This window comes from Thorsellia anophelis DSM 18579 (assembly GCF_900111395.1).
Classification (GTDB): domain Bacteria; phylum Pseudomonadota; class Gammaproteobacteria; order Enterobacterales; family Thorselliaceae; genus Thorsellia; species Thorsellia anophelis.
This window is the reverse complement of the sequence record NZ_FOHV01000009.1, coordinates 80,844-105,420: the sequence shown is the minus strand read 5'-3', so window position 1 is coordinate 105,420 and position 24,577 is coordinate 80,844. Positions and strand designations below refer to the sequence as shown.

The following is a 24,577-nucleotide window of genomic DNA, read 5'->3' as shown; positions in this document are numbered from 1 at the left end:
TTTTTAATGATGTAATGGACTTTTCCCCTCTAAATCGACATTGTGGCAAAATATATACACTGTTGATAATTTCAGGAGGATGTATGAAAAAATACAAACGCATTGGTATTGATTTAGCTAAAAATATTATACAGGTTTGAGCAGTTGATCATAATGAAAAGCGTGTTTTTAATAAAGCCTTACGACGTGCAGAAGTGATGAAATTTTTCAGTGAGTGTGAACCTTGCTTGATAGGGATAGAAGCTTGTAGCAGTGCTCATTACTGGGCTCGCACCTTAAATAAATTAGGGCATACCGTTAAACTCATCGCACCTCAGAAAGTGAAACCTTATGTCACTGGTCATAAAAATGATATGAGAGACGCTGAGGCGATTTGTGAAGCAGTTAGCCGTCCACATATGACATTTGTTGAGGTTAAAAGTGAAGAGCAGCAAGCAAGATTAGTAGTGCATAAAATCAGGCAACAACAAATAAAAGAAAGAACAGCATTAATTAACGCCATAAGAGGGTTACTCTCTGAGTTTGGTTATCATACCAAAAGAGGTCTTAGTCAGGTCAGGCCGTTGATTGCTTCTGTACTTGAACCAGAAATCGATGTACCTTGGGTTTTAAAACAAGCTTTAGAAGTGCAAAAATTAATGCTCGATAATCTTGATGAGGCAATAGACAAATTGACTAAAATCATAGCTTCGCATGCAGATAGCGACTACAGGGTCAAACAACTACAAGCCATTGAAGGAATAGGACCTATTACTGCGTCTGCTTTAGTCAGTACACTAGGCAATGGTAGTCAATATAAATTTGGTCGTGAATTTGCTGCAAATCTTGGTCTAGTGCCTAATCAACACTCCTCTGGCGGTAAAACTAGATTAGGGAGTATTATTAAGCGAGGTGATAGTTATCTAAGAACTTTTTGGTTCATTGTGCTAGAGCTGTTTTAAGAACTATAGGAAATAAGACCGGACGTATAGCTAAATGTATTAATAACATGGCTATTAAAAAACAGTTTAATGTTGTTGCGGTCTCCTTGGTGAATAAAACCGCTAGAATTGTATGGGCTATATTGAATAAGGGAACAGGCTATAGAACCGATATAGGTATACGAGAGAGCAGTCAGCTTATGGGATAAAATGCCTCCCGTAGGGTCCTTCCTTGAAGCATGACTTAGCATAAAACAGCTAAGTCATGCTTCAAGGAAGGTTAAAATTAAAACACTTATGAATATCTGAATTAAAAAGTCGAACCTGCATGAGAGGAATCAGTACTTGACCAAGGCTCCCTGCTTTCAAAGCAGTTGTAATGATTAGACCTCATGCGCGGATTTCATCCTGTGCTCGAGACAAATGCTCACTAAGAAGCCGAATATATGGAAGCATTCGAAACCATTAAAAAATCATATTTTTTGCTTGGCAAACGCGAAGAGTCCATATAAGGTAATATGGGAGATTTGACTATTCCACAATTTCGGCAAGAGCACTTATTTCGGACATAGATAATGCTAACAAATTTTGCTGGAACAATCGATAGCTTTTCAGTGCTTGTTGTCCCAATGACCATCATTTCGTTACCACAATCCATACATTTGGCAAGGGCTTGCGTAAGGGGGGGTGGAGGTGAATCAGACGATTTTCTGTGGTTTGAAGTAGGCGCAGATGTACTATTAGCTGTAGACTCAGCAGTGTGGGTAGTATTCTTGTAGATATTTTCATCTGACATATTAAAAGTATTAATATCAACGCTATCTGGCGTAGATGCATCTGTGTTATTCATAAGATGCGCTTCACTTTTGCTCATAAAAGGCTCTGTTTGTAGAGCCCTTAACTGTGCACTGAGATTAGTATTGACCTGCTTAAGCTCAATATTTTCTTGATTAAGCTAGGTGTTTTCCAATACCAACAAAATATTCGTTTCAGTCAAAAGCCTTATCTGAGCATTTAAATCTAGATCTTGAACTGTTTGCACAGCCGTCATCGCCACTAGCTCGGAATGAGTCAGTGGTAAAAAAGGGCTCTGTATCAGGTTGGAATGAGATTGTTCCATGCATGGGTATAATCATTAAATGATTTTATATCAATAATTTAATTATTTTAAATTCAATTAAACACGAACTTAACAAATCTATTTTCTGATGCTGTTTCAGTTTGATTTGCACGCCATGAATGATGACTACACGCTTGCTCTTTTCATTAAAATCAGTGATGTTGACTTAAATTACCTCCTTCTACTTGACGATAATCAACCCCTTTGCACAACCACTCGAACTGACTAGTTGACAAAGATAAATGCACTTCACCAAAATTCAATTTTGGAAAACAACCTTGATGTAATTTTCTCTGACATAGCCAAACACTATGAGAGTCTAGCTGCAAGATTTTAATCACGTTTGCACTACGATTAATAAAAATAAAGGCAGCACCATTTTGCCATCCCCCCTTAAAGTTTTCCTGAACGAATGAGGTAAACCAAGTTATCCGATAACCCATATCGATAGGTTGATTGATAAAATAAATAGAATTAGGCTTAAGCATCATGCTGAGACTCCATCATCTTAACGACCTGAGTTAAAACAGATAAATTGCATTTTATGACCAAACCAGATGGCAGAAAAACAGATAAATCATCATGAGGATGAGATTGATTAAAATCATTAGCAAGATGAGATTTAGAAGAAGGCTTTGAATATTTATTATCTAGTTCCTGTATTTGAACAGGAATAATCAATAACTCATTCTGTTCAGCTTGTGCTTTTTTAATTTGTGTTGGCCAGTTTTTAAAAGAGCCAAATTTAATACCATTTTCATTAGCATATTGTGCTCTAGTAAGGCCACTAGCACGCTAACGTTCATTATGCACTATTTTTTCATCTAACGAGTATAACTACATGGGACATCTCCTTGTTATTTAAGATGAATGCATTATTATTGAAAAAATCTCGGTTAGGTAGGTGTATTCACCGTGTTCTTACAGAAAAGTGACACTCTGTTTCAACCCCTAACCAATAATTGGAAACACCCCCACATGCGTGGGGAAAAGAATTTTCAGAAAATTCAGGTGTTTTTATAACTAGAAACACCCCCACATGCGTGGGGAAAAGCTGATGATAAAGAGAGAGAAGTTGAGCAAGCGAGAAACACCCCCACATGCGTGGGGAAAAGACCAATATATTGTAAAAGAGCGAGTGAAAAACACTATATGTTGTAATTTTGAGTATCTATTATAATCGTGTTTTTTCTATAATTAACTGCAATCCGGATATTTCTATAAGTTCCTTAGTTGGTGAACCAATAAAACTGAGTTCATAGCCAGGAGCTCTAGAAATACTTTTAATAATAAGTACTCCAGCAGCTGGTGTGCAAAAATCATATAGATAAGAGACGACTTTATTGGCAACATGATCTGTTAAACCAGATATAAAAATATTTGGCCTGGGTTCAATAAACCAAAGTTTCATTCTACCTCGAACAGCAGGGGGCAAGTCATTCGCTATCACTATTAACATTATCTACTCCAAGTAAATTTGGTATATCTTTACTAATTTTAGCAAGAAGATTAAATTTAATTACACGCTCTCTAAATCTAGCAGAAACAAGCTCTTTATTATACATTCCAGCCATCTCTAGAGTTAATGCAAAAGCTAAATCAATGCAAAGATATTCTTTGTAAAGATCAGCTAAATCATAAACGAATGGCAGAGGGCTTCCTGAGTGTATAAAACCTAAATGTGGTGAATAACCCATTGCATGGACAGACGAGCAAATAATGCCATACAAAGCAGCATTTGCCGAAGTTAATATTTTATTTGTAGTATCACTCAGTTCCATTTTACCAGGTGTGAAATTCCTGCCTTTCCAACCTACACCATACTTCTGAGCTCTTTCTTGGTAAAGAGCTCTAACTCTAGAACCTTCCATACCCATCATTTCTTTAAGAGACTTAGCTGATAAATCAACCTCAGGGAATCTATAATTAAACATTCTTCTTGCTATTTCTAAACTATTTTTTTTATTACAGGATAGTATAGCTTGACGTCTAAAATTTCGAGTGCTTGCTGTAGGTTGAATACCTGCAGCATAAAATAATAATGAGTCTTCCCCTACCCAACAAATAGAACAATTAGAAGAAGCAGCTGTTTTAATGGCTTCATGCGTAACTGAAGTGCCCGGGCCAAGTAGTATAGTATTTAAGGTGGCTACTGGTAGACGAATAATATTACCATCAGCATCAAGCCATTTTAGACTACTATCATCAATCTCTAATCTTCCTCTTTCAAGGAATATAAACGGATACTTATCCTTAACTTGTGGAAGGGATTCTCTTGTTATTTTGACGAATAATCTCATATTTGACATGACAGAATATCACTCATTAATTATTGTAATTTGTCGGTTTCTATACCGTTTTTGATTACCAAAAGATATAGGAATATCATTTATAGTTATCACTTCCCCACCTGAGTGATATCCATTTTTTATTGTTAAAGATTTAAGAAGATTTTTTTCTTTAGCTAAGTTTAAAGAATACTCTTCGCATTCGGCAATAGACTGAAATATACCTTGATAAATAAACTCAGTGGGAATACAATTTTTACGCCCTAAAAACAAATCCCATACTGGGTTTTTAAGAGCTTCAATTAATTTAAGCTTCAGGTGCTCAGGGATGGCTAAAAATGCTGCAAATACACTATCTTGCAAGTAGTACCGATACGTGATTTTGGTTCCACCGCCCACAGCTTTTTTTGCATCATTTGTTTTAGGGATTAAAAGGTTTTGCCAAGGATCAGTAGAATCATACCCACTGCCAATCATATGAAAATCACACATTAGTGGCGGTATTGATATTTTGGAACCAGATTCGTTTTTTTTAGCAAAACCTATAATCTGTAGATCTAGATCTGCAAATTCGGCTAGTAAATCTTCTTGTGAACCACCAGCACCAAGAGCAGCACAAATAATCCCCATGATTCCAGATTTTGTTGGGAAATTTAACGTATCACGTCTGCCGAATAGTGAATCATGCCCCCAGCTTTGTAAAGGGCCTTCTAACCATAATAATAAGTATGGATATGCCATTATCTACTCCACGTGACTTTGTAAAATTTTAATTAAGTCATCTATGCTAAATGTTTCATCTTCACCCCATTCATAATCACCTAATTTACCAAATAAACTTCCTGAGAGTTTTTCTTTTAATGAAATATAATCTTTAAGCGATTGAATACTAGGTGATAAAAAACCTTCGTTATTTGATTTTATTGCTGTTTCAAAGGGCACTTGTATTCGCTGGCCGGTGCGAACTAAAACTTTAGCAAATTCCCAAGGAGATGCTGCTGATTGTGTTGCTTGACGAGCAGATGGTAGTGCAATAAATAATGCTTTTGTAAAAGCCTCAATTGCAAGTTTAATTTGCTCAGCAGTGTCTTCAATATCACCAAATGATTGAGCTAATTGACCTAAATCAAGACTGATATAGCGATAATAAGTTGCAGAGTTAAATTCTAGACTGCCCATATGAGCTGAACCTTGTGTTGTTGACAAGTCATCAAGGGCAGTAAAAAATTCGACTTCATTTGAAACTTTATGAGTTGATATTGCGTGACTAAATGACGCGGCTGCTTCAACGTTCATGTCGGTTGCTTTTGCAACCATGCGGCCAAATAAGGCAATGTCTAAAGCATCAATAGAAGGCGTTAGAGCTTTTTTAGCAACTTTAGCTAATTCTTTATCTTTAAAATCATCAGAATTGAAATTTAGTTTTTTAGCATAATCAATAAAAGCTCTTGCTTCAGATTCGCTTATAAATATGAGAGTGTCATTACCTAGTAGGTTTGCAATTTTATCGGCACAAAGCTGAGCTTGTTCTTCATTAGCTCCCTCGGATATTAAAATGGGGTGTAGAATTTCGAAGATTTTTTTAGTTCTCATTCCAAGTCTTATTCCTAGTTCTTGCATAGCCATTCTTACTTGTCTTTTCCAAGCTTGTGAGCTGACTCTTGCGCGATTAACTCCCCCAATGATCGCCGTTTTTGGGGCGCCAACATCATCTCGATTTAAGCAAGACACAGGGAATGATTGTAATATATGATATTCAATACGTAAGTTATTTTTTAGTAACATGATATTTTCCTTATTTAAAAAAAGTGAGGTTGTCAATAGGGGTTATTTGTAATAAACCACATCCAAAACTACGGCCTCGGCCAAGACCATTTTTAAAACTATTTGCAAATAATATTTTATTGGTAACTGTTAAAGTGCCTTGAATCGTTGCTTGATGCAAAGTAATCAAATGACTCGCTTTACCTTCGAATTGGTTCATCCGTATAGCTGAAACCTCTAAATTATTAGGTGCAACAACAAATCCCCAATTTTTAGAAGAACGGCCTGTGAACCACTTTTGTACTTCCGATTTTTCTTTAATAGGTATTAATTTACTTGTTAATTTATTACGAATTGTTGGAGATATGGTGATGGCGAAATTATAATGCTCAAAGTTAAGAAAATTTTCTGGAATTATTTTACTTTCAATCTGACCAATTTTAGGCGGAGAAGGTGGCCGATCAGAAACTATAATTATTTGTCTATGATCATTCTTAACGCCTTTATCTACCCATTGAATTCCACTCGATACACTAGTTTTTTTTTCTGATTCAGTTCTAATATCATTAAAAAGATCATATACAACACGATGTAATGAATAGGAATCCCTTATCTTTAAATTTCTAACTGCACGCCTATCTAGGCGTAGGGCTGTTGCATAAAGCATTATGCATCCTCCTGCTGAAGGTCATCTTCTTTTTTATAAAACTGCTGCGCCCACCGGGCTTTCACTCTCTCAGAATCTTTATAAAACCAACGAAGGTCATCTAACAGGCTGATATAATCAATCGCTGGAGTTTTTCTAGATTGAACTAATCTTATTAGGGGACGCAATATATGAAATAGTTCTTCTATATCACTGCAAGCTAGTAATCTACGTAATCTGGCAATTGCTTGCTCATTTTTGTTACCATCATCAAAAGCAAGAGCTAATGCTCGGCCAATTTTTAAATCTCCATTCATGACCTGATCAGAGCGAGCAATTGCAGCAGCTACTAACGTAAAAGGAAGTCTTTGATTAGTAAACTCAAGATTTATATCAAATGAAGCTAAAGTATCCCAGCATTGATACTCTGTTGCTGGATTATCAGCTTTTCTCATCCTAGCAGCAAACCCCTTATCTTGTTGAATTCGTTTAAACAAGTACTCAATAAATGGTCTACTAATTGATTTTTTGTTCATCTGATGTATCCTCTTGTAAATAATTACTTAAATTAGGCTTTGTTTTAGCCCACGATTCTAATTGCCTCGCGCTTTGGTATGGACAAGTTTGGTTGAAAATTTGAAATATGTAATCCGCAAATTTTTTCCTTAAAGAAAAGCGAATGGTAGGATTATCACAGCCATTGATTAATTCCTGAGATTGTTGCTCTGCAAGTTGCCAAAATAGATTGGATGCATGGGAAGCATAATTTGAGCCTTCAACTTTAAATTCACGATAATAATTAAACACACACCCATATAAGATTTTTGCTAGCTTGTCGAGTTGAATCATTTCGTGTTCAAAATATTTAAACCAGATTTCTCCTGTTTGACTTGGAATAAGAGAACTAAGAGATTCAATAAAATCATCCATACCTGAAACATACTGCTCTCCTGCATTGCTGCTTACCCTTAAGCCCCCTGACCAAATTGAAATAGCTTGATCTTTATGCTTGGCTTTTTTAAGAAATAAACGTAATTGAATGCAGTCAAAGCGGGAGCTGTTATTGGTGTCTATGAAACTCAAAAAACTTGTTAAGTATCGCCATGGTCTTTTATCAGGGTCACACCAACGTGTTTTAACTTCCTTGCCACTCAAATCAACAGCTATTGAAGGATCGTAAATACCCTCTTTGTAATTTAAATGAGCAATACCTTCTGAATAATGAATGCCTTCATCTGTTAAAAGACAAAATCTGCATAAGGGAATCAATCGACCCATAAGTGAATTTTTTAAATCAATTGCAGTACTACAATTTTCCCCTTCAGGCATTTTCTCCCATGGAGCCGTTCCTAAGCCATTTGAATAAAAGGATAGCTCTGAAATTTCATCATGAGTAAAAAGATTTAGCCAGATAGTTTCCATTAATGAGGAGCCGAGGCCATAGGTATGTAGTAACCCCATATGAGCGATACTAGGCCCAGGTTTTCCTGATGTTGGTTTACCATTTTCTTTGGATTTTCCTGTGTATCCAGGTGTAAGTACAACTCTATTATCTGTTTTTTTGCCACCTAGAGCAAACGCCATTTGTACAACGATTAAAAGTGCCTTTTCTGCATCAGTAAGGGCGCGTTCAGTTTGAGATTGTGTTAAAACGGTTGTATTGCCTGTTGCAATTTCTGGAATTAGTGTACCGAAAGATTTGATTTCTGCTTTAGAAATACTTGGCATTTGTAAGAATGGTTGGTTACCATACAGATTAAATTTATCGCTATTTTTTTCTAAATATTTACATACTAGTTCTGCAAGTCCATGTTGGCCAAGTTCTTGCCATTCTGATTGATCTTTAGGTGTTTTTGCAGCTTGTGCAATAGCTTGTAAAAGTTTGAATATCGCTAGTTTTTGTATTGGATTACCACCAATCATTTTGTATCGAGGCTGTGTAAATATATCCAAAAGGCTAACTAGACCTATATCTGCAATAGGAATCCAAGGATCATCAATTAGATTAAAATGCTTTTTCATGTGTTATTTCTCAATTTTGTGAATACGTAAACCAATGTCTTTCCTATATGTATATTTATAATTATTATTAATTAGGTTTGAATGGTTGTCAATAGATTTCAACTCAAATGTAGAAGATAGTATCCCAATAGCAAAATTAGTCTCATCTGCTTCTTTTTCACCAAGGTAGTGAACATTCCCTAGCCCTACTTTTTTACACCAATCTTTAGAAAGTGACTCTGGCATTCGATTGTAAGGACAGTTAACAATATGTTTTGCAAGGTGCACTGATAATTTTCGCCATTCAAAATTTGCTATCATATGTTTTTGCCATGGAATATTAATGCGACTCCCATCTGTAAAACCAATTTCAGTTATTTTTTTATCAGAATTGAAATTAAGGTGCTTCACTATCAATATTTGACCTGTGTTTTGTATTGAATAACGGGTTTGAACCTTTACATCTGATAAAGTCTTACCACCCCTTGCTATATTCATTTTCGCAAGTTGTTGAAGTGTATTTAAGCCTTTTCTATTTCTATTGCCATTGATGAGTTCATTGCGTAATGTTTCCATAACCCCTAATTCAGGTCTCTCTGAATAGGTTAGTTCTAGTAACAAACGAATATCACTTGGTAAAGTTACAACACCAGTTTTTAAATGCTCTGACCAAGCTAGTAAGCTGCGACAAAGGATATAGGGGGCATAAACACTAGAGGTGGGACCAAAAGCAGAATAAGGATCGCAAAGTGCTTCTTGGTAAGTAGGGCTCAATATCCATGCTTGGCATAATGCATTTTTAGGTCTAGGAGTGTTTCTGTGCCGCCATAATCGTCCTAAGCGTTGAAATAACATATCACATGGGGCAAAACGAGTTACTAAGAGATCGGCATCTATATCTAATGATTGTTCAAGGACTTGTGTACCAATCAAAATACGACCTGATTTAGTTCTATTGTTCCATCCATTCTTTCCAAACAGCTCAACCCAATAATCCTCATTAATTTGCCTGTCATGTTGTGTAAATCTTGAGTGTAATAAGCCACAATCGATGGAAAGTTCTTTGCAATGAGTAGCAAATTCCATATACAGTTGCTGAGCTTCATGAACCGTATTTTCTATCCATAAGATATGCTCTCCTTGCTCTGCACGAGTTAAAATATCATTTATTAGCAATTTATGATCCATTGATTTGAAATCAATTTTAATTCTTTGATGGCTTAATGATGGAAGAGGGTACTCTAGAATATTTTTGGGGTTGGAATTGTGAGATATTGAAATCAGTGGGTAAGAGTGTGACGATGTTTTGGATTCTAAAAATTTTGTTCTTCGAAATTGTGTGAGTGTTGCACTTAATATAATTACTGTGCAGTGTAAATTTCGAAGTAAGGAAATAAGTTCATCTAGTAATGTGCCAGTGTATGAGTCATAACTATGTACTTCGTCTAGAATAACTACTTTGCCAGCTAAGCCAAATGCTCTTACAAATCCATGCTTGACATTCATTGATGCCATCAAAGCTTGGTCTATAGTGCCAACAGCAAATGGGGCTAGTAATCCACGCTTATTTGAATTGAACCAGCTATTACCTGGACGTCCTTCTTCACCAAAGGAAACGTCTAACAGACTAGCGTTACTATGTAGTAAGAGAGAATTATTATTTGGGCTATCTACGCTTACGATAGCCGATAAAAATTCATTAAAACGGTCATAAACTTTATTGGATGTGAGCTGAGTTGGAAGGGCAAAATAAATACCATTTGATTTACCTGATTCTAATATTTTATATGCAGCAAAAAGTGCAGCTTCAGTTTTTCCTAAACCCATCGGTGCTTCTAATATATAAAGCCCTGGTTCTTTACATTCGATGCTTAATGTTTCTTGTGCATGATTAGGGGTGAATGGATTTCCATCTTGATCCTTGAAAATGTCACCGAATGAAAGATCTTTACGAATAAGTGGGAAGATAAATCCTGCTTGATCTAGGGCTTTTTCAATATTTGATTTCCAAGATAAATTTGGTGCCTCGAAATGATCCCCAGATCCTATCCAATCAGCTACACTTGTTAAACCAGACAAAAATAACGCTTGGTAATGGTCTTTGACAATAGGAAAATCTTCTACCAGTGCTTCTTTCAGTGCATTTACTAAAAGTTCTCTTTGTGCTTGCCATGTTTCGCCACCAAGACACTTGGAATTTGCATTCAACATGCCTGTATTAGGCGTGAAACCGTGGTGTTGCCCAGCAATAATTGATATGACTGAATCATCGCAAATTTTTTCTAATGTAAGGGCGCTGACGCCGGCATGACCACCCCATGAACTTTCATCAGGGATAACATTAGATATATTAAAATCTTTTGGCAAAAGATTAATATCTACAGCTTTGTATAGTTTTAAGTAAAATGATGGACTAACCTTTCCTATATCATGCAAAGATGCCATTAAAGCACTTCCTTGAGGAAATAAATTGCTAGCTAATTGCGCTGGAAAGCGTCTAATTAAAGCTTTTGCAATTTCACCGACAATTAAGCAATGTTCGAAAACATTATACCCGAATTGAGTTTTTCCTTGTTTATCAATGTAAGTTTTAGCTGGGCAGTCTTTGAATGAAATAATATTGTCAGTTAGCAAACTATTTTGTGTATTATTAGGTTTTCTATTTAGCATATCCATTTCTTAACAGTTAAAAAGGTATTTAATACAGATGACGGCAATTCATATTAATTATATTCTATTCTCGCCTTAAAAAGGCAAAGCAAACTCACACTTTGCTTAATGTTTAAATTTTCTTTAAATATCAAATTGTACTGCTATACTGATTTTGGACACTCATTAAGAGGTGATAGAATGAGTATCATTAAATAATGAGGGTAAAATTATGACCAAGAAGACAAGACGTGTTTTTAGTGCTGAATTCAAACTTGAATGTGTCAAATTAGTGACTGAGCATAATCATTCGGTACAAGAAGCAGCTCAAGCCATAAATGTGAGTTTATATGGACTAGGCAAATGGGTTAAACAGTATAAAGATGAACAAACTGGCAAGGTAGCACCTGGTTCAGCGATATCTCCAGAACTAGTTGAAATACAGAAACTTAAAAAAGAAATTGCAAAGCTTAAATTACATAATGAAATCTTAAAAAAGGCTTCAGCTTTGCTCATGATAGACACGCTGAACAATTCTTGATAATCAAGAAACTCGAGCAAAGCTACCCAGTAAAAACATTATATTCAGTATTTAACGCCAATCGCAGTAGTTATTATTACTAGCGAGAATGCATTGGTTCTATTAATAGGACAGAAATTGAATTGCGCAGTTTGATAAATAAAGCTTTCACTGATAGTCGAGGCTCTGCTGGGGCAAGAACCATATCGGATATGATTTATCATTCAGATGGGATTCATTATTCACGCTATATCATTAATAAGCGAATGAAATTAATGGGTTAATCAGTGGTATAAATTAATGCTATTTGGCAGATACTGAATATGTTGATATTCCAAATCATTTAGATAAACAATTTGCTGAAACTTAGCCAAATCAAGTCTGTGTTTGAGATGTGACTACTTGATTGTCTGTAATATAGTAACTGTAATTGCATTATCAACAATGAAGGCAATCAATCAATTAATGTATGATCAAATAATTAGATATTTAATTATTTAAAATCAATTATTTGTTGGTATTTCATCAGAGTCGAGTAAAAATAAATCAGTGATATATTGTCGATACATAGAGGAATTTTACCGATAGAACAGTGTAATTAAGAGTTTTTTTAGGCATGTATTTAGTCGATTTTACCTGTAATTAATTCTACTTAAATTTATTATTTGAATTCGCCACATTAAGTTTTAATTAAGTGGGCTAGTTAGTCACTTCAATACTATTACTCAATCTTCCGAACAAAGATGAGTTAGGTAATATGGTATGAATGATTTATATCCATATTTGATTTAAGATCATCCAAGGCACCCCCATATAATGGGGAAGTTTCGAGCGATTAAACTGAATAAGTATAATTATAAGAAACACTTCCACAAAAGTGGAAAATTTAATTTTAGTATTAAAATTAGTATTCTAAATGCATCTTGTACCTAATCATAAATATTGAGACAAATACTAGTATACTACGTACTATTCAATTAGTGTAATAGTATACTACTCTAATTTATTCTGTAAGTCACTCAAATTTGAATAATAATTTATCCAACATGCTGCTTTTAAACAATTTTATTTTTTGTATTACAGTACCATTTAATCGACAGTTTTCATTTGCAGATGCAGGGGAAAATTATTTCTCAAATTAATTAAATACTACGTTATGACATATGGTTGACTAATGTTTATTATCTATTAAGTAATATTCATTCGATGGATATTATAACTAATCGTATTTAAATGATTTATTTTAATTTTTGATTTTTATGCAGATTTATACGCTTTTTTACCAAAAAAATTGAAAAAAAGTAATTTTATTAATAAATGTAGTTTCTTACAAAACAATTTTCATAAAATATGTCCCTATTGCTAATGAATTTATTACATTTTCACGCCCACTTTAATACAATTTCGATTAGGTAATTTGCAAGAAAAATAAAGTTTATGTGGTGCTTACAAATATTACAGCCATTGCAAATGGCTCTGCTTGTTATTGCTTTATGTGGTACTGTCTTTAGGCAATTAAAGTAAGTTTCGATGATTCTAAGTGGGCTATTTATTACATTAGGAATTGGCTCATCTTTCTCTACCATTCCGATTATTACAGTGATATTTGTCCCTATTACTCATAATTTAGGTTTTTCACCTGCAGCAATTGTTGCTTTAGTTGGTACGGCTGCAGCGCTTGGGGATGCCGGTTCACCTGCATCAGATTCAACATTAGGCCCTACAGCTGGTTTAAATGCTGATGGACAGCATAACCATATTTGGGATTCAGTTGTGCCTACTTTCCTTCATTATAATATTCCTCTTATTATTTTTGGTTGGATTGCGGCAATGGTGTTATAAGTTAGGTTAAAATTTTTATTCATGAGATGAACGTCTTTATTTTAGGGTAAAGGCGCTCCCCCTCCTGTCAATATACTTTTATCTACCCAAACTTTTTCTAATATGAATAATTTCATTTAAATATTAACATGATGTTAACTTTTCAAAATAGACAAAAGCAAACTCTTTTGTTATGGTCTATATTAATTTGCTATTCGACTATCACAAGATGTTGTTCTACTATTGAATATTAATGAAGTTAAATTTATCAGAAGAACAAAGAGGACTTTATGAAGAAAAATTTGATTGCAAGCTTAATCCTTACTTTATCACCAATTGTAGCCTATTCAGATAATTTAATTGTTTGCACTGAAGCAAGCCCAGATGGATTTGATGTGGTGCAATATAACTCTCAAGTTACAACGAATGCTTCTGCTGATGTTATTTTTGATTCATTAGTAAGATATGATGAATCAAAAAAAGCAGTTGTTCCGAGCCTTGCTGAATCTTGGAATGTTTCTGAAGATGGGCTAACCTATACGTTTAATTTACGAACAGATGTATCTTTTCACACAACAGATTATTTTACCCCTACCCGTAAATTAACATCAGATGATGTAATATTTAGTTTTAAGCGTATGATCGATGAAACGCATCCTTGGCATAAAGTGGTAGGTCCAAATGGGTTTCCACATGCTCAATCGTTTGGTTTAGCTAAATTGATTAAATCTATTGAATCTACCTCTCCAAATCAAGTTATCTTAACCTTAAATAATCCTGATGCCACTTTTTTACCTTTATTAACGATGGGGTTTGCTTCAATTTATTCACAGGAATATGCTGAAAAATTAGCTGCTGAAAATCGTGAAGCCGATCTTAATAGACAACCTATTGGAACTGGTCCATTCATTTTAAAACGATATACAAAAGATGCCAATATTAGATATGTAAGTCATGACAATTATTTTGCTGGTGAACCTAAAATTAAGCAATTAACCTATGCTATTACACCAGATGCAGCTGTTCGAGCACAAAAATTAAAAGCCAATGAATGCCAAGTGGCGCTATCACCTAAACCTTCTGATGTGATTGAAGCTCAAAATAATAATTCCTTACAAGTTAGTACTGTGCCTGCATTTATGACTGCATTTGTTGCGCTCAATACACAAAAACCGCCATTTGATAATAGCAAAGTTAGGCAAGCTGTTAATTATGCGTTTGATAAAGCAACCTACCTTAATGCTGTTTTTGAAGGGACAGCTATTGAAGCAAATACACCTTATCCACCAAATACTTGGAGTTTTAATCAGTCTATTACTCCTTATAGTAAAAATAATGAACGCGCTAAAGCACTTTTAGCAGAAGCAGGCTTGCCTGATGGATTTAAAACAACCATTTGGGTTAGGCCAACAGGAAGTCAACTCAATCCAAATCCGAAATTAGGTGCAGAGCTATTACAAGCTGATTTAAACTCCATTGGTATAGAGGCTGATATACAAGTCATTGAATGGGGAGAATTAATTCAGTCTGCTAAAAAAGGTGAACATGAGATTTTATTTATGGGGTGGAGTGGGGATAATGGCGATCCTGACAACTTTTTAACCCCACAATTTAGTTGTGATTCAGTAACATCTGGAATAAACTTTGCTCGATTCTGTGATGAGAAGCTTGATAGCTTAATTCGGGAGGGTAAGCAAAATTCAGATATTGCTAAACGAACTGAATTATATTTAGAGGCTCAAAAAATTATTCATGAGCAAGCACTTTGGATACCTCTAGCACACCCTACCGCCGCGACACTTTTAAGTAATTCTGTTAAAGGATATCAAACAAGCCCATTTGGTCGCCAGTCTTTTAGTCAGGTGACTATAGAGTAAATTATACATGCGCACTAGTGGCATTCTTGCTAGTGCGTCATTAAGCACTCAACTTGATATTTCATTTCATAGTTTACTAAGTAAAGTGACAACCTATATGAATAGTCAATTTACTCACGCCTACCGAATACACCTAAATATGAATTACCTGCTTTAGTATTAAAATCTTAAACATATAATCAAAAAAATAATTAGTCGAATATTTTGCATAAATAGTTTTTTATAGGATGGCTATTTAGATGTCGCATCTTTTTTAGATGTTTAACATTACGTTAAACAATCTATTGTTCTTCTACTATTAAGCATCATGTTTTGATATTAGCTATGGTGAAAGATCCACGAGCTTCTAAATTAGGAATATTGAAGTTTATTGCAAATAATTGAAAGTAAATAAATGAATATAAATTCAAAAAAATATTACCACTCATGTTAGAAAAAAGTATTTTTTTATGTTACAAACTGATAATATTTTGGTTAATTTTTGATGATATTTTTTATTTTACATTAATTGTAGGGAGAAAAGGTGATGCTAAGTCAATTGCGAATAATTCGCGTATGCTGCGGTAGAGTTAAAAAAATATCTCAAATGGGAATTTTAATCGTTAGTCTAATTACATTACAAGCTTATGCAGATCAAAAACAACTTTATATCTATAATTGGTCAGATTATATGGGACCTGAAACTATCTCCCAATTTGAACAAAAAACCGGAATTAAAGTTACTTATGATACTTTTAATTCAAATGAAGAATTAGATACCTATTTAATGACTCAACCTCCTAAATACGATTTAGTCGCCCCTACTTCTAATTTTTTAGTAAAACAAATTGATGCGAAAATTTTTCAACCCCTAGATAAAACAAAACTTCCTGCTTATGATAAAAATTTAGATTCTAAAATGTTAAAGATGCTAGCTCAAGATGATCCTGGTAATCAATATTCCTTTCCGTATATGTGGGTATCAACTGGTATAGGTTATAATATTGATGAAATAAATAAACGATTTGACAATAACCCACCTACAAATTCATGGGCGTTAATATTTGAACCTGAAAACGCTTCAAAATTAGCTGAATGTGGTATTGCTTGGTTAGAGGCTCCATCAGAACTATTTCCTTTAGCATTGAATTATATTGGATTAAATCCAAATAGTGCTGATCCTGAAGAGTATGTTAAGGTAGCCAAATTACTTAATAATGTCAGTCCGTATGTTAAATATATAGATTCAACTAGCTTAATTGACGATCTTGCATCAGGAAAAGTGTGTGTTGCTATAGGATGGAGTGGGGATGTGTATCAGGCTATGGATAAAGCAAATCAACTTCATAATGGAACTAGAATAGATTATGTAATTCCAAAAGAAGGTACCTTTGCTTCGTTTGATGTATTTGCAATCCCACAAACGGCAAAAAATGTTGATGAGGCTTATCAATTTTTAAATTATTTACTTGATCCTAAAGTTATAGCTGACATCAGTAATTATATTTATTATGCAAATCCTAATCAAGTAGCAACGCAGTTTGTTGATTCTAACCTGACACAAGATTCTGATATATATCCACCAGATGAGGTTCTTGATAATTTATTCACACTTACGCCAAAATCACCAAGAATTGAACGGACGATTAAAAGGGCTTGGGCTGATATATTAGAAACTCGTTCGCTTGCTCATTTATCTAATGAAATAAATTAGAACTCAGCATTTGCTAATAGTTACCTAATATCTAAATTAACCAGTTAGCTTAAAATTTGAATGACTATAAATAATAAAGGTATATTTTATTAACCATATGAAAAATTACTAAAATGCTACTTTTAACTTTTTGAGAGCCTAAAAATATTTTTTATGTTGCACACTCATAACATAAATGTATTTGTTAAGTTTTTTATTAATGAAGGAGGAAAATTATGTTAAGAAAAGTACTTTTAAATGTAGTAATGTGCCATAAAACTAAAGGAATATCTCAAATTGGAATTTTAATCGTTAGTCTAATTACATTACAAGCTTATGCAGATCAAAAACAACTTTATATCTATAATTGGTCAGATTATATGGGACCTGAAACTATCTCCCAATTTGAACAAAAAACTGGAATTAAAGTTACTTATGATACTTTTAATTCAAATGAAGAATTAGAACATTTTTTAATGACTCAACCAGCTAAATATGATTTAGTCGTTCCAACCTCGAATTTTTTAGCAAAGCAGATAGATGCAAATATTTATCAACCACTCGATAAAACCAAATTACCTAGCTATTTGAAAAATTTAGATCCTGATATTTTAGAGATGGTATCTAAAGATGATCCAGAGAATACGTATTCATTACCTTATATGTGGATTTCAACCGGTATTGGGTATAATGTAGATGAACTCAATAAAAGATTTAATAATGCACCACCAGTAGATTCATGGGCTTTACTTTTTGAGCCAAACAATGCAGAAAAACTTGCTGACTGCGGCATTGCTTGGTTAGAAGCTCCTTCTGAACTGTTTGCGTTAGCATTGAACTATTTAGGATTAGATCCAAACAGTGCCACTTCCGAAGATTATGTGAAAGTATCCAATTTATTAAGTGCAGTCAGCCCCTATGTTAGGTATATTGATTCGACGAACTTAATTGATGATCTTGCCTCAGGGAAAGTCTGCGTTGCGATAGGCTGGAGTGGAGATATCTACCAGGCTATGGATAAAGCAGCACAATCTAATAATGGCATTAAAATTGACTATGTGATTCCAAAAGAAGGCACCTTTGCGTCTTTTGATGTATTTGCAATCCCGAAAACAGCAAAAAATGTTGATGAAGCGTATCAGTTTTTAAATTATTTACTTGAACCTAAGGTCATTGCTGATATTAGTAATTATGTGTATTATGCCAATCCCAACCTTGCAGCTACGCAATTTGTTGATGAAGCTATAGCGCAAGATCCGAATATTTATCCACCTAAAAATGTACTTGAGCACTTGTTTGCTCTGACATTAAAATCACCCCGGATTGAACGTGCAATTCTAAGAACATGGGCTGATATACTAGAAAGTCGTTCACTTGCAAACTTATCGAATGAAATGAATTAAACAGGAGTATAAGAGTATACATAGGATTTAAAGTGAAGGAGTGATTAGTATGAAAAATAAATAGGCCTAGATTAATTGTGCCAGATAAAGCATAAAATGGTATCATGACCATTCAAAATTGAATGATTGATGATTACTATGTGTAATTTAAATCCTTAACTGCAGCTTTAAAATAAAGCGCTATTATGAATAGGTTTACTTTAGGTTACATGAATATGCAGGTTAATTAGGCTTATCCTATGTTAAAAATATTAAAACCCTTTCTCTTATTATATAAAAACCATTTAGGATGGTTATTACTCGGTTTATTTTTATCTATCACAACACTTTTAGCTACAATTGGACTGTTAACCCTTTCAGGTTGGTTTTTAGCCGGAAGTGCGATTGCAGGAATTGTAGGATTTGCGACTTATAACTATCTCTTGCCTGCTGCATTTGTAAGAGGCTTTGCGATAGGAAGAACTGCATCGCGATACTTTGAACGAGTTGTCACGCACGAAGCGACTTTTAGATTACTTGCTCAAATCAGAATTTCAGTCTTTGAATCAATCTTTCCAAGGTATACCACCCTTACTCAAACCTATCGCCAAGCAGATTTACTCAATCGCTTGATTACGGATGTTGAAACATTGGATAATCTGTACTTGCGAGTAATTACGCCCTTGCTCAGCGCTGCAATTGTGATTATTGGATTAACTACAGTACTTGCATATTTTAATTTTTCCCTTGCCCTCATGCTCGGCTCAATATTAAGTTTTATCTTAATCACGTTTCCGTTTATATTTCATCATTTAGCCAAACCGGTTGGTTATAAAATAGTGCAACTAAGGTCGGATTATCGCCAAGCGTTAAATAGACTATTAAATGGTCAAACTGTATTGTTGATATATGATAAATGGTATTCTGGCATTAAAGATTTAGCTAATCTTGAATCTAACACAATGGCTGAGGAAGCCAAACAATCATTTCAAACCCAGCTAGCCAGTGCAGCTATTTTAATATTAGCAGGATTGACGGTCTGTATTATGATTTACTTTGTAGGGGCATTTATAATTGAAACAGGAACAGAACCTGTTTTAAATATGCCAGCTGAAAATTCCTTTTTTCATGTTCCAACTTATGACAATAGCGTTATTTTTTCTGCCATCGCTGCATTATTTGTATTTGCAACCTTATCTGTATTTGAAATGCTTGTACCCGTTAGTCAAGCATTTGTTCATTTAGGCTTAGTGTTAGCTTCAGCAGAAAGAATAAATAAGATTAATGAATTATCTCCATTTGTAGAATTTGCTAGCCCTACAACTAATATTAAAGAACGTCACGACAGTAAAGCGAAAACAGCTTTAAATATTGTTCAGTTGAGTTTTACTTATCCATCTCAAGTTGAATCAGTGCTAAATGACGTGACTCTAGTGAGTCAACCCCTGGAGAAAATAGCGATAATTGGTAAAACTGGTAGTGGTAAGTCAACATTATTCCAGATTTTAACAAGAGCTTTTCCTTATCAGGGTGGGAAAATTGAACTACTTGGGCGAAGGATTGAAGAGTATAGTGAAGCTGAGCTTAGGCAACTTATAACTGTCGTGCCACAAAAAATATATCTTTTTAATGATACGCTTAGAGATAATATATTAATCGCATTAAACCCTAAGTATGAATTAAAGTCAGATGATGCTGATGCGGGCCATGAGTTAATAGACAGGCACTTAATATCCATTCTAAAACAAGTTGGTCTAGAGCGCTTATTAGAAGGTGCTGGATTAGATCAAATAATGGGTGATGGCGGACGCAGTTTATCAGGTGGAGAGCTTAGGCGCATAGGTATTGCAAGAGCATTATTACATAATGGAGATATTTGGCTTTTAGATGAACCAACTGAAGGGCTTGATGCTGTTACTGAACAGAACATTTTAGATCTCATTTTTGAGGTAACCAAAGATAAAACCATGTTGATGGTAACTCATCGAAAAACTAATTTAGATAAATTTAATCGGGTTTTTTCGGTTGAAAATAAACTACTGATAATGCAATAAGTGCATATGTAGATACACAATAAAAGTGTGATAACAATAAGATGTCAAACTCGCTTACTTATTTAGATAACTTCACGCCTTTTCCAGATCCCAGTCATGCATTAGTTGATCCTAATGGATTACTGGCCGTTGGAGGCGAATTGAGCTCTTCTCGCTTAGAAGAGGCTTACCAAAATGGCATTTTCCCTTGGTTTAATGAAGGGGAACCCGTTTTATGGTGGTCTCCTGATCCAAGAGCAGTCCTTTTTCCAAGTAATTATCAACCGAATAAACGGTTTAAACGTTTTTTTGCCAATACTGCTTGGACGGTTACTTTTGATAAGGCCTTCAGTCAAGTTATCCGTCATTGCTCAATTCGAGCTGAGGGGACTTGGATTACTGCAGAGATCATAAAAAGCTATGAAATTTTGCATTCTATAGGGCTTGCTCGCAGCGTAGAAGTATGGGATGCAGAGCGCTTGGTTGGTGGTCTTTACGGAATTAAACAAGGTGCACTTTTTTGTGGTGAGTCGATGTTTAGTCTTGAAAGTAATGCTTCTAAAGTTGCATTTCATGCACTAGTCACAAAATTTACTGACTGCGGTGGAGAGTTATTTGACTGCCAAATTCTAAACCCATATACAGCCTCTCTTGGTGCAACAGAAATATCAAGAATGGAATTTTTATCCTATCTGCATAACCTAAAGCGAAAACAAATAAGTTTTTAACATTTATCTCACATAGCAGTACCTCTAATTGAATTCGCTTTTAATAAAATCAATTCAGAGGTTGACTATATTTCTCTAATTGATTAGAAGGGAATATCTAAATTATCTATAATTTCATATTTATTTGTATAGTCACCTGCATGCGTAAATTTACTCAGGTTGAATGTAATATTTTGTCCATTTAATGTGATGATTTTTTCTGAGCACAGTTTATCGATTATGGAGGTGATTTGGGCTCCAGATAGTGCTTTATTTGTTGAATTTATGACATTACGCAGAGCGGTTAATTTCTTTGGGTAGTTTTTAATTTTACCCGATCCCCAAAGAGTTTTCAGCGCTTCAACGGCTGCATCAATTTCGTCAGAGGATGATGGTGCTAGTGCTTTGAGAGATTGTACATTAATAGTTGTACAATTGCGGCCTAGAATCGACATATGCTTAGTTAAGTCTGTAAACCCACTGTAGTGAGAGAGAATAACGAAATCAATTTTTTTATCAGTTTGACTGTCATAAATGCCAATATACAGAGAAATAAATAGACTAATACTATTGACTTGATTTACAGGTACATTGATGAGCGTCATATTCACAGGTTTTTTTTGACGGTTGATGCTTAAATCAAGGTTTGGGCTATTTTGAGGAATAAATAAGATGATTCTAGTATATTCATCAAAATTGACAGCATTGATATTTGTCACGGCAGTTAAGTCAATAAATATCCATTTTTGGGTCATAGTAATGGGCCTATTTTGCTTTGGGAATTAATGAGTTTATGGTGCCATTTAGCAAAACTGAGTAAACAATTAATCACGCTTTATATTCTAATATTGATATGAACAGATAACTTAAAAAACATGCGAAAGTTAATGATGCATTGGTATAGTATGGTATTAATCAAGTTAAATCACAGCATTGAATTAAAGAAGAAATGATTTGAATTTGGGTTAGTTTAGCATAAATGGCATTTGGATCAATTACTCTATTAAATCACAGCATTCCCTTAGATCATGAGGCCCAGGGAATGCATAATTAAAAAATTAACTATTACGATGATGGTTGACTAGGTTCAACAAATCACTCACGTTTTGCTGTGCAAAGATTTCTTCAATCGAATGAGTTAGTTTTCTTCTCCAGTTAGGGTATTCTTCACTTGTACCAGGAATGTTAACTGGTGAGCTCATATCTAACCAATCTTCTGGTTGCAAACCTATCAATGCAGTTTTAGATTGTGCAATAAACTGATGTACTGCACGGTTAAGTGTTGCGTCCATCTGAACTTGTTTTGCATCACGTTGATAATCATGTGGCAAGCACCCATGTTGATGCAATGCATCTAACATCCCTTGCTTTTTCCAGTCTCTGTCTTCTGATAAATGATGAAGAACGCCTTCATCTTTATAAACTCCTAAACTGCGACCTAAGTCAAAGTCATTTTTTTCCCAATATCCACGAAGTGTTGGAAGATCATGCGTTGTAATGGTTGCAATCGCTTGTTGAATATAGTCATAAGGCGCAAAGAAATGATTATTCGCATTCTCGAAATATACCACTTTATAGGAATACACAGCACTGTTTTTAAGCTTCTCAACAATTTCAGGCGGCACTGTCCCTAAGTCTTCACCAATTAACATGCACTGATGTCTTTGACTTTCTAAAGCCAATATTGCTAAGAAATGGTCAACGTTAAAATGAACATAAGCACCTTTATCAGCAGTTTGACTATAAGGAATCCACCATAAGCGCAGTAAGCCCATAACATGATCCATTCGTAATGCACCACATGACGCCATATTAGCACGTAATAAATCAATAAAAGGTTGATAGGCTCTATCAAACATCACAGCAGGATGCATTGGTGGCAAACCCCAATTTTGACCTTGTGGGCCAAGGACATCTGGCGGAGCGCCTACTGATGCACCAAGGCAATATAGATCTTTATCCCCCCAAATTTCAGCACCACCTTCACCCACTCCAACAGCTAAATCACGATAAATACCAATTGGCATTTCTAGTGATTGACTTTCTTGATAGCAGGCTTCTAGTTGAGCTGCAGCTATCCATTGTAACCATAGATAAAAGTTGACTTTATCCGCATTTTGTTTGCAATATTCTGTAACAGCAGGAGAATGAAAATCGCTATAAGATTTATCCCATACAGGCCAACCCCATTGCATTTTATCGTGCTCAGCCAATTTTGAATGAAGCGCATCAAATGCAGCTTGTTGATATAGGCTATCTCCTCCTTTTTGGACAAACTCAGCAAATTGAGTATGTAGTAAATCCGTTTGAGGACGTTGTTTAAATTGTTTATAAGCAATTTCTAATGCTTCTAGTTTCAATTCTTGAGCAAGTGAATAGTCGACATACTCGGTATTTCTTGCCATTTGGAGCCTGTTTTGAATATCTTGACGTTTAAACCAAGTTTGTGCTTCATCACTATTTTGATAATCTTCAACCGCGGTGACATCAATATAAATTACATTTAACCATCTACGAGAAGAGGGAGCATATGGACTTGCACTTGCAGGATTAGCTGGAAATAGGGAATGTAAAGGATTAAGGCCTACATAAGCTCCCCCTTTTTCAGATACTTTGCGTACTAACTGTTTTAAATCACCAAAATCGCCTACTCCCCAGTTGTTTTCACTTCTTAGAGTATAAAGCTGGACGCACGCCCCCCATAAACGTTTATGTTCCTGAAGCGCTTTAGGTTCGAAACAGCGTTTAGGTGCAACTATAATGCGTGTTTCTTTTTCTGTAGGTGTACCTGAAAGTTTAGTGAGTGTAAGAGTATGGTAACCAAGAGGTAAATCACTTGGAAAATGTAAACTAGGCCAATCTTGTTGACCATTTGCTTTAAGTGTACCATCTTCTAATCTTAGCTCCCATTTAAATAGGTCAGCATTCCTAATGGTATAGTGCTGTTCATCTCCTTGGTAGGTTACATATACAGGATCAAGTAATCTATCTTTATCAATTTTATGTGCGGCATCTGTGTCAAGTGCAGCAAGTAATTTAGATAAACTTTCTTCACTGATTTCTTGAAGATGACCATATGCATTATAAAAATTAAGACCAATCCCTGCTGCAATAGCAGATTGGCGTAAACCATCATAAGAAGAATTATCCATTTAAAGCTCCTAATAAATAATGTAA

Annotated in this window: 19 protein-coding genes and 2 pseudogenes; 8 read left to right on the top strand and 13 right to left on the bottom strand. The window is 34.8% G+C overall.

Annotation, left to right across the window (positions count from 1 at the left end; translation table 11 throughout):
- Positions 1 to 83: 83 nt before the first annotated feature.
- Positions 84 to 1,129: pseudogene (locus BMW37_RS07400) on the top strand (IS110 family RNA-guided transposase).
- Positions 1,130 to 1,350: 221 nt separating this feature from the next.
- Here the strand turns inward: BMW37_RS07400 and BMW37_RS07395 are convergent.
- The 11 genes and pseudogenes from BMW37_RS07395 to cas3 all read right to left on the bottom strand — a co-directional run bounded on the left by BMW37_RS07395 (position 1,351) and on the right by cas3 (position 11,409).
- Positions 1,351 to 1,770 carry an IS66 family transposase zinc-finger binding domain-containing protein gene (locus BMW37_RS07395; RefSeq protein WP_177168613.1) on the bottom strand — a complete coding sequence of 140 codons (420 nt, stop codon included), beginning with the start codon at positions 1,768 to 1,770 and terminating at the stop codon, positions 1,351 to 1,353.
- 422 nt (positions 1,771 to 2,192) lie between these two features.
- Positions 2,193 to 2,531: an IS66 family insertion sequence element accessory protein TnpB gene (gene tnpB / locus BMW37_RS07390; RefSeq protein ID WP_093319192.1), complete on the bottom strand. Its 339-nt coding sequence runs from the start codon at positions 2,529 to 2,531 to the stop codon at positions 2,193 to 2,195.
- Positions 2,521 to 2,823, bottom strand: a pseudogene (locus BMW37_RS07385) (hypothetical protein); the annotation flags it as partial. The gene tnpB and the pseudogene BMW37_RS07385, both read right to left, overlap by 11 nt.
- 391 nt (positions 2,824 to 3,214) lie before the next feature.
- A complete protein-coding gene (gene cas2e, locus BMW37_RS07380; RefSeq protein ID WP_093319186.1) occupies positions 3,215 to 3,499 on the bottom strand; it encodes a type I-E CRISPR-associated endoribonuclease Cas2e in 285 nt (94 codons plus the stop codon).
- A complete protein-coding gene (gene cas1e / locus BMW37_RS07375) occupies positions 3,477 to 4,349 on the bottom strand; it encodes a type I-E CRISPR-associated endonuclease Cas1e (RefSeq protein ID WP_093319183.1) in 873 nt (290 codons plus the stop codon). The genes cas2e and cas1e overlap by 23 nt, the downstream gene beginning before the upstream one ends.
- A 9-nt stretch (positions 4,350 to 4,358) precedes the next feature.
- On the bottom strand, positions 4,359 to 5,069 hold the full coding sequence (gene cas5e, locus BMW37_RS07370; protein ID WP_093319180.1) for a type I-E CRISPR-associated protein Cas5/CasD: 711 nt from the start codon (positions 5,067 to 5,069) through the stop codon (positions 4,359 to 4,361).
- Between the two features lie 3 nt (positions 5,070 to 5,072).
- Complete coding sequence (gene cas7e / locus BMW37_RS07365; RefSeq protein WP_093319177.1) at positions 5,073 to 6,113, bottom strand: type I-E CRISPR-associated protein Cas7/Cse4/CasC; 1,041 nt, start codon at positions 6,111 to 6,113, stop codon at positions 5,073 to 5,075.
- A gap of 10 nt (positions 6,114 to 6,123) precedes the next feature.
- A complete protein-coding gene (cas6e, locus tag BMW37_RS07360; protein ID WP_093319175.1) occupies positions 6,124 to 6,759 on the bottom strand; it encodes a type I-E CRISPR-associated protein Cas6/Cse3/CasE in 636 nt (211 codons plus the stop codon).
- Complete coding sequence (casB, locus tag BMW37_RS07355; protein WP_093319172.1) at positions 6,759 to 7,274, bottom strand: type I-E CRISPR-associated protein Cse2/CasB; 516 nt, start codon at positions 7,272 to 7,274, stop codon at positions 6,759 to 6,761. The genes cas6e and casB overlap by 1 nt, the downstream gene beginning before the upstream one ends.
- The gene (gene casA / locus BMW37_RS07350; protein WP_093319169.1) at positions 7,255 to 8,760 is read right to left on the bottom strand and encodes a type I-E CRISPR-associated protein Cse1/CasA; all 1,506 of its coding nucleotides are present in this window, start codon (positions 8,758 to 8,760) and stop codon (positions 7,255 to 7,257) included. The genes casB and casA overlap by 20 nt, the downstream gene beginning before the upstream one ends.
- A gap of 3 nt (positions 8,761 to 8,763) precedes the next feature.
- Positions 8,764 to 11,409, bottom strand: a complete 2,646-nt coding sequence (cas3, locus tag BMW37_RS07345) for a CRISPR-associated helicase Cas3' (protein WP_093319167.1) — start codon at positions 11,407 to 11,409, stop codon at positions 8,764 to 8,766.
- A gap of 211 nt (positions 11,410 to 11,620) precedes the next feature.
- On the opposite strand from cas3, the gene BMW37_RS07340 reads away from it, so the two are divergent.
- The 7 genes from BMW37_RS07340 (at position 11,621) to aat (ending at position 21,421) form a co-directional block, all read left to right on the top strand.
- Entirely contained in the window at positions 11,621 to 11,929 is a 309-nt protein-coding gene (locus BMW37_RS07340; protein ID WP_093319164.1) for a transposase, read from the top strand.
- Positions 11,930 to 13,438: 1,509 nt separating this feature from the next.
- Positions 13,439 to 13,750 carry a Na+/H+ antiporter NhaC family protein gene (locus BMW37_RS07335; protein ID WP_218139478.1) on the top strand — a complete coding sequence of 104 codons (312 nt, stop codon included), beginning with the start codon at positions 13,439 to 13,441 and terminating at the stop codon, positions 13,748 to 13,750.
- 269 nt (positions 13,751 to 14,019) lie between these two features.
- Positions 14,020 to 15,606: an ABC transporter substrate-binding protein gene (locus BMW37_RS07330; protein WP_093319162.1), complete on the top strand. Its 1,587-nt coding sequence runs from the start codon at positions 14,020 to 14,022 to the stop codon at positions 15,604 to 15,606.
- Between the two features lie 526 nt (positions 15,607 to 16,132).
- The gene (locus BMW37_RS07325; protein WP_425441771.1) at positions 16,133 to 17,299 is read left to right on the top strand and encodes a polyamine ABC transporter substrate-binding protein; all 1,167 of its coding nucleotides are present in this window, start codon (positions 16,133 to 16,135) and stop codon (positions 17,297 to 17,299) included.
- A 215-nt stretch (positions 17,300 to 17,514) separates the two neighbouring features.
- A complete protein-coding gene (locus BMW37_RS07320; RefSeq protein WP_425441770.1) occupies positions 17,515 to 18,681 on the top strand; it encodes a polyamine ABC transporter substrate-binding protein in 1,167 nt (388 codons plus the stop codon).
- 239 nt (positions 18,682 to 18,920) lie between these two features.
- Positions 18,921 to 20,714, top strand: coding sequence for a heme ABC transporter ATP-binding protein/permease CydC (cydC, locus tag BMW37_RS07315; protein WP_093319159.1), 1,794 nt, complete (start codon positions 18,921 to 18,923; stop codon positions 20,712 to 20,714).
- 41 nt (positions 20,715 to 20,755) lie between these two features.
- Positions 20,756 to 21,421 (top strand): leucyl/phenylalanyl-tRNA--protein transferase, encoded by a 666-nt coding sequence (gene aat, locus BMW37_RS07310; RefSeq protein ID WP_093319157.1) that lies wholly within the window; start codon positions 20,756 to 20,758, stop codon positions 21,419 to 21,421.
- 83 nt (positions 21,422 to 21,504) lie between these two features.
- Here the strand turns inward: aat and BMW37_RS07305 are convergent, their stop codons facing one another.
- Both BMW37_RS07305 and malQ read right to left on the bottom strand, forming a co-directional pair.
- The gene (locus BMW37_RS07305; protein ID WP_093319154.1) at positions 21,505 to 22,155 is read right to left on the bottom strand and encodes a PIN domain-containing protein; all 651 of its coding nucleotides are present in this window, start codon (positions 22,153 to 22,155) and stop codon (positions 21,505 to 21,507) included.
- A 303-nt stretch (positions 22,156 to 22,458) separates the two neighbouring features.
- Positions 22,459 to 24,552, bottom strand: a complete 2,094-nt coding sequence (gene malQ / locus BMW37_RS07300; RefSeq protein WP_093319152.1) for a 4-alpha-glucanotransferase — start codon at positions 24,550 to 24,552, stop codon at positions 22,459 to 22,461.
- Positions 24,553 to 24,577: the final 25 nt, after the last annotated feature.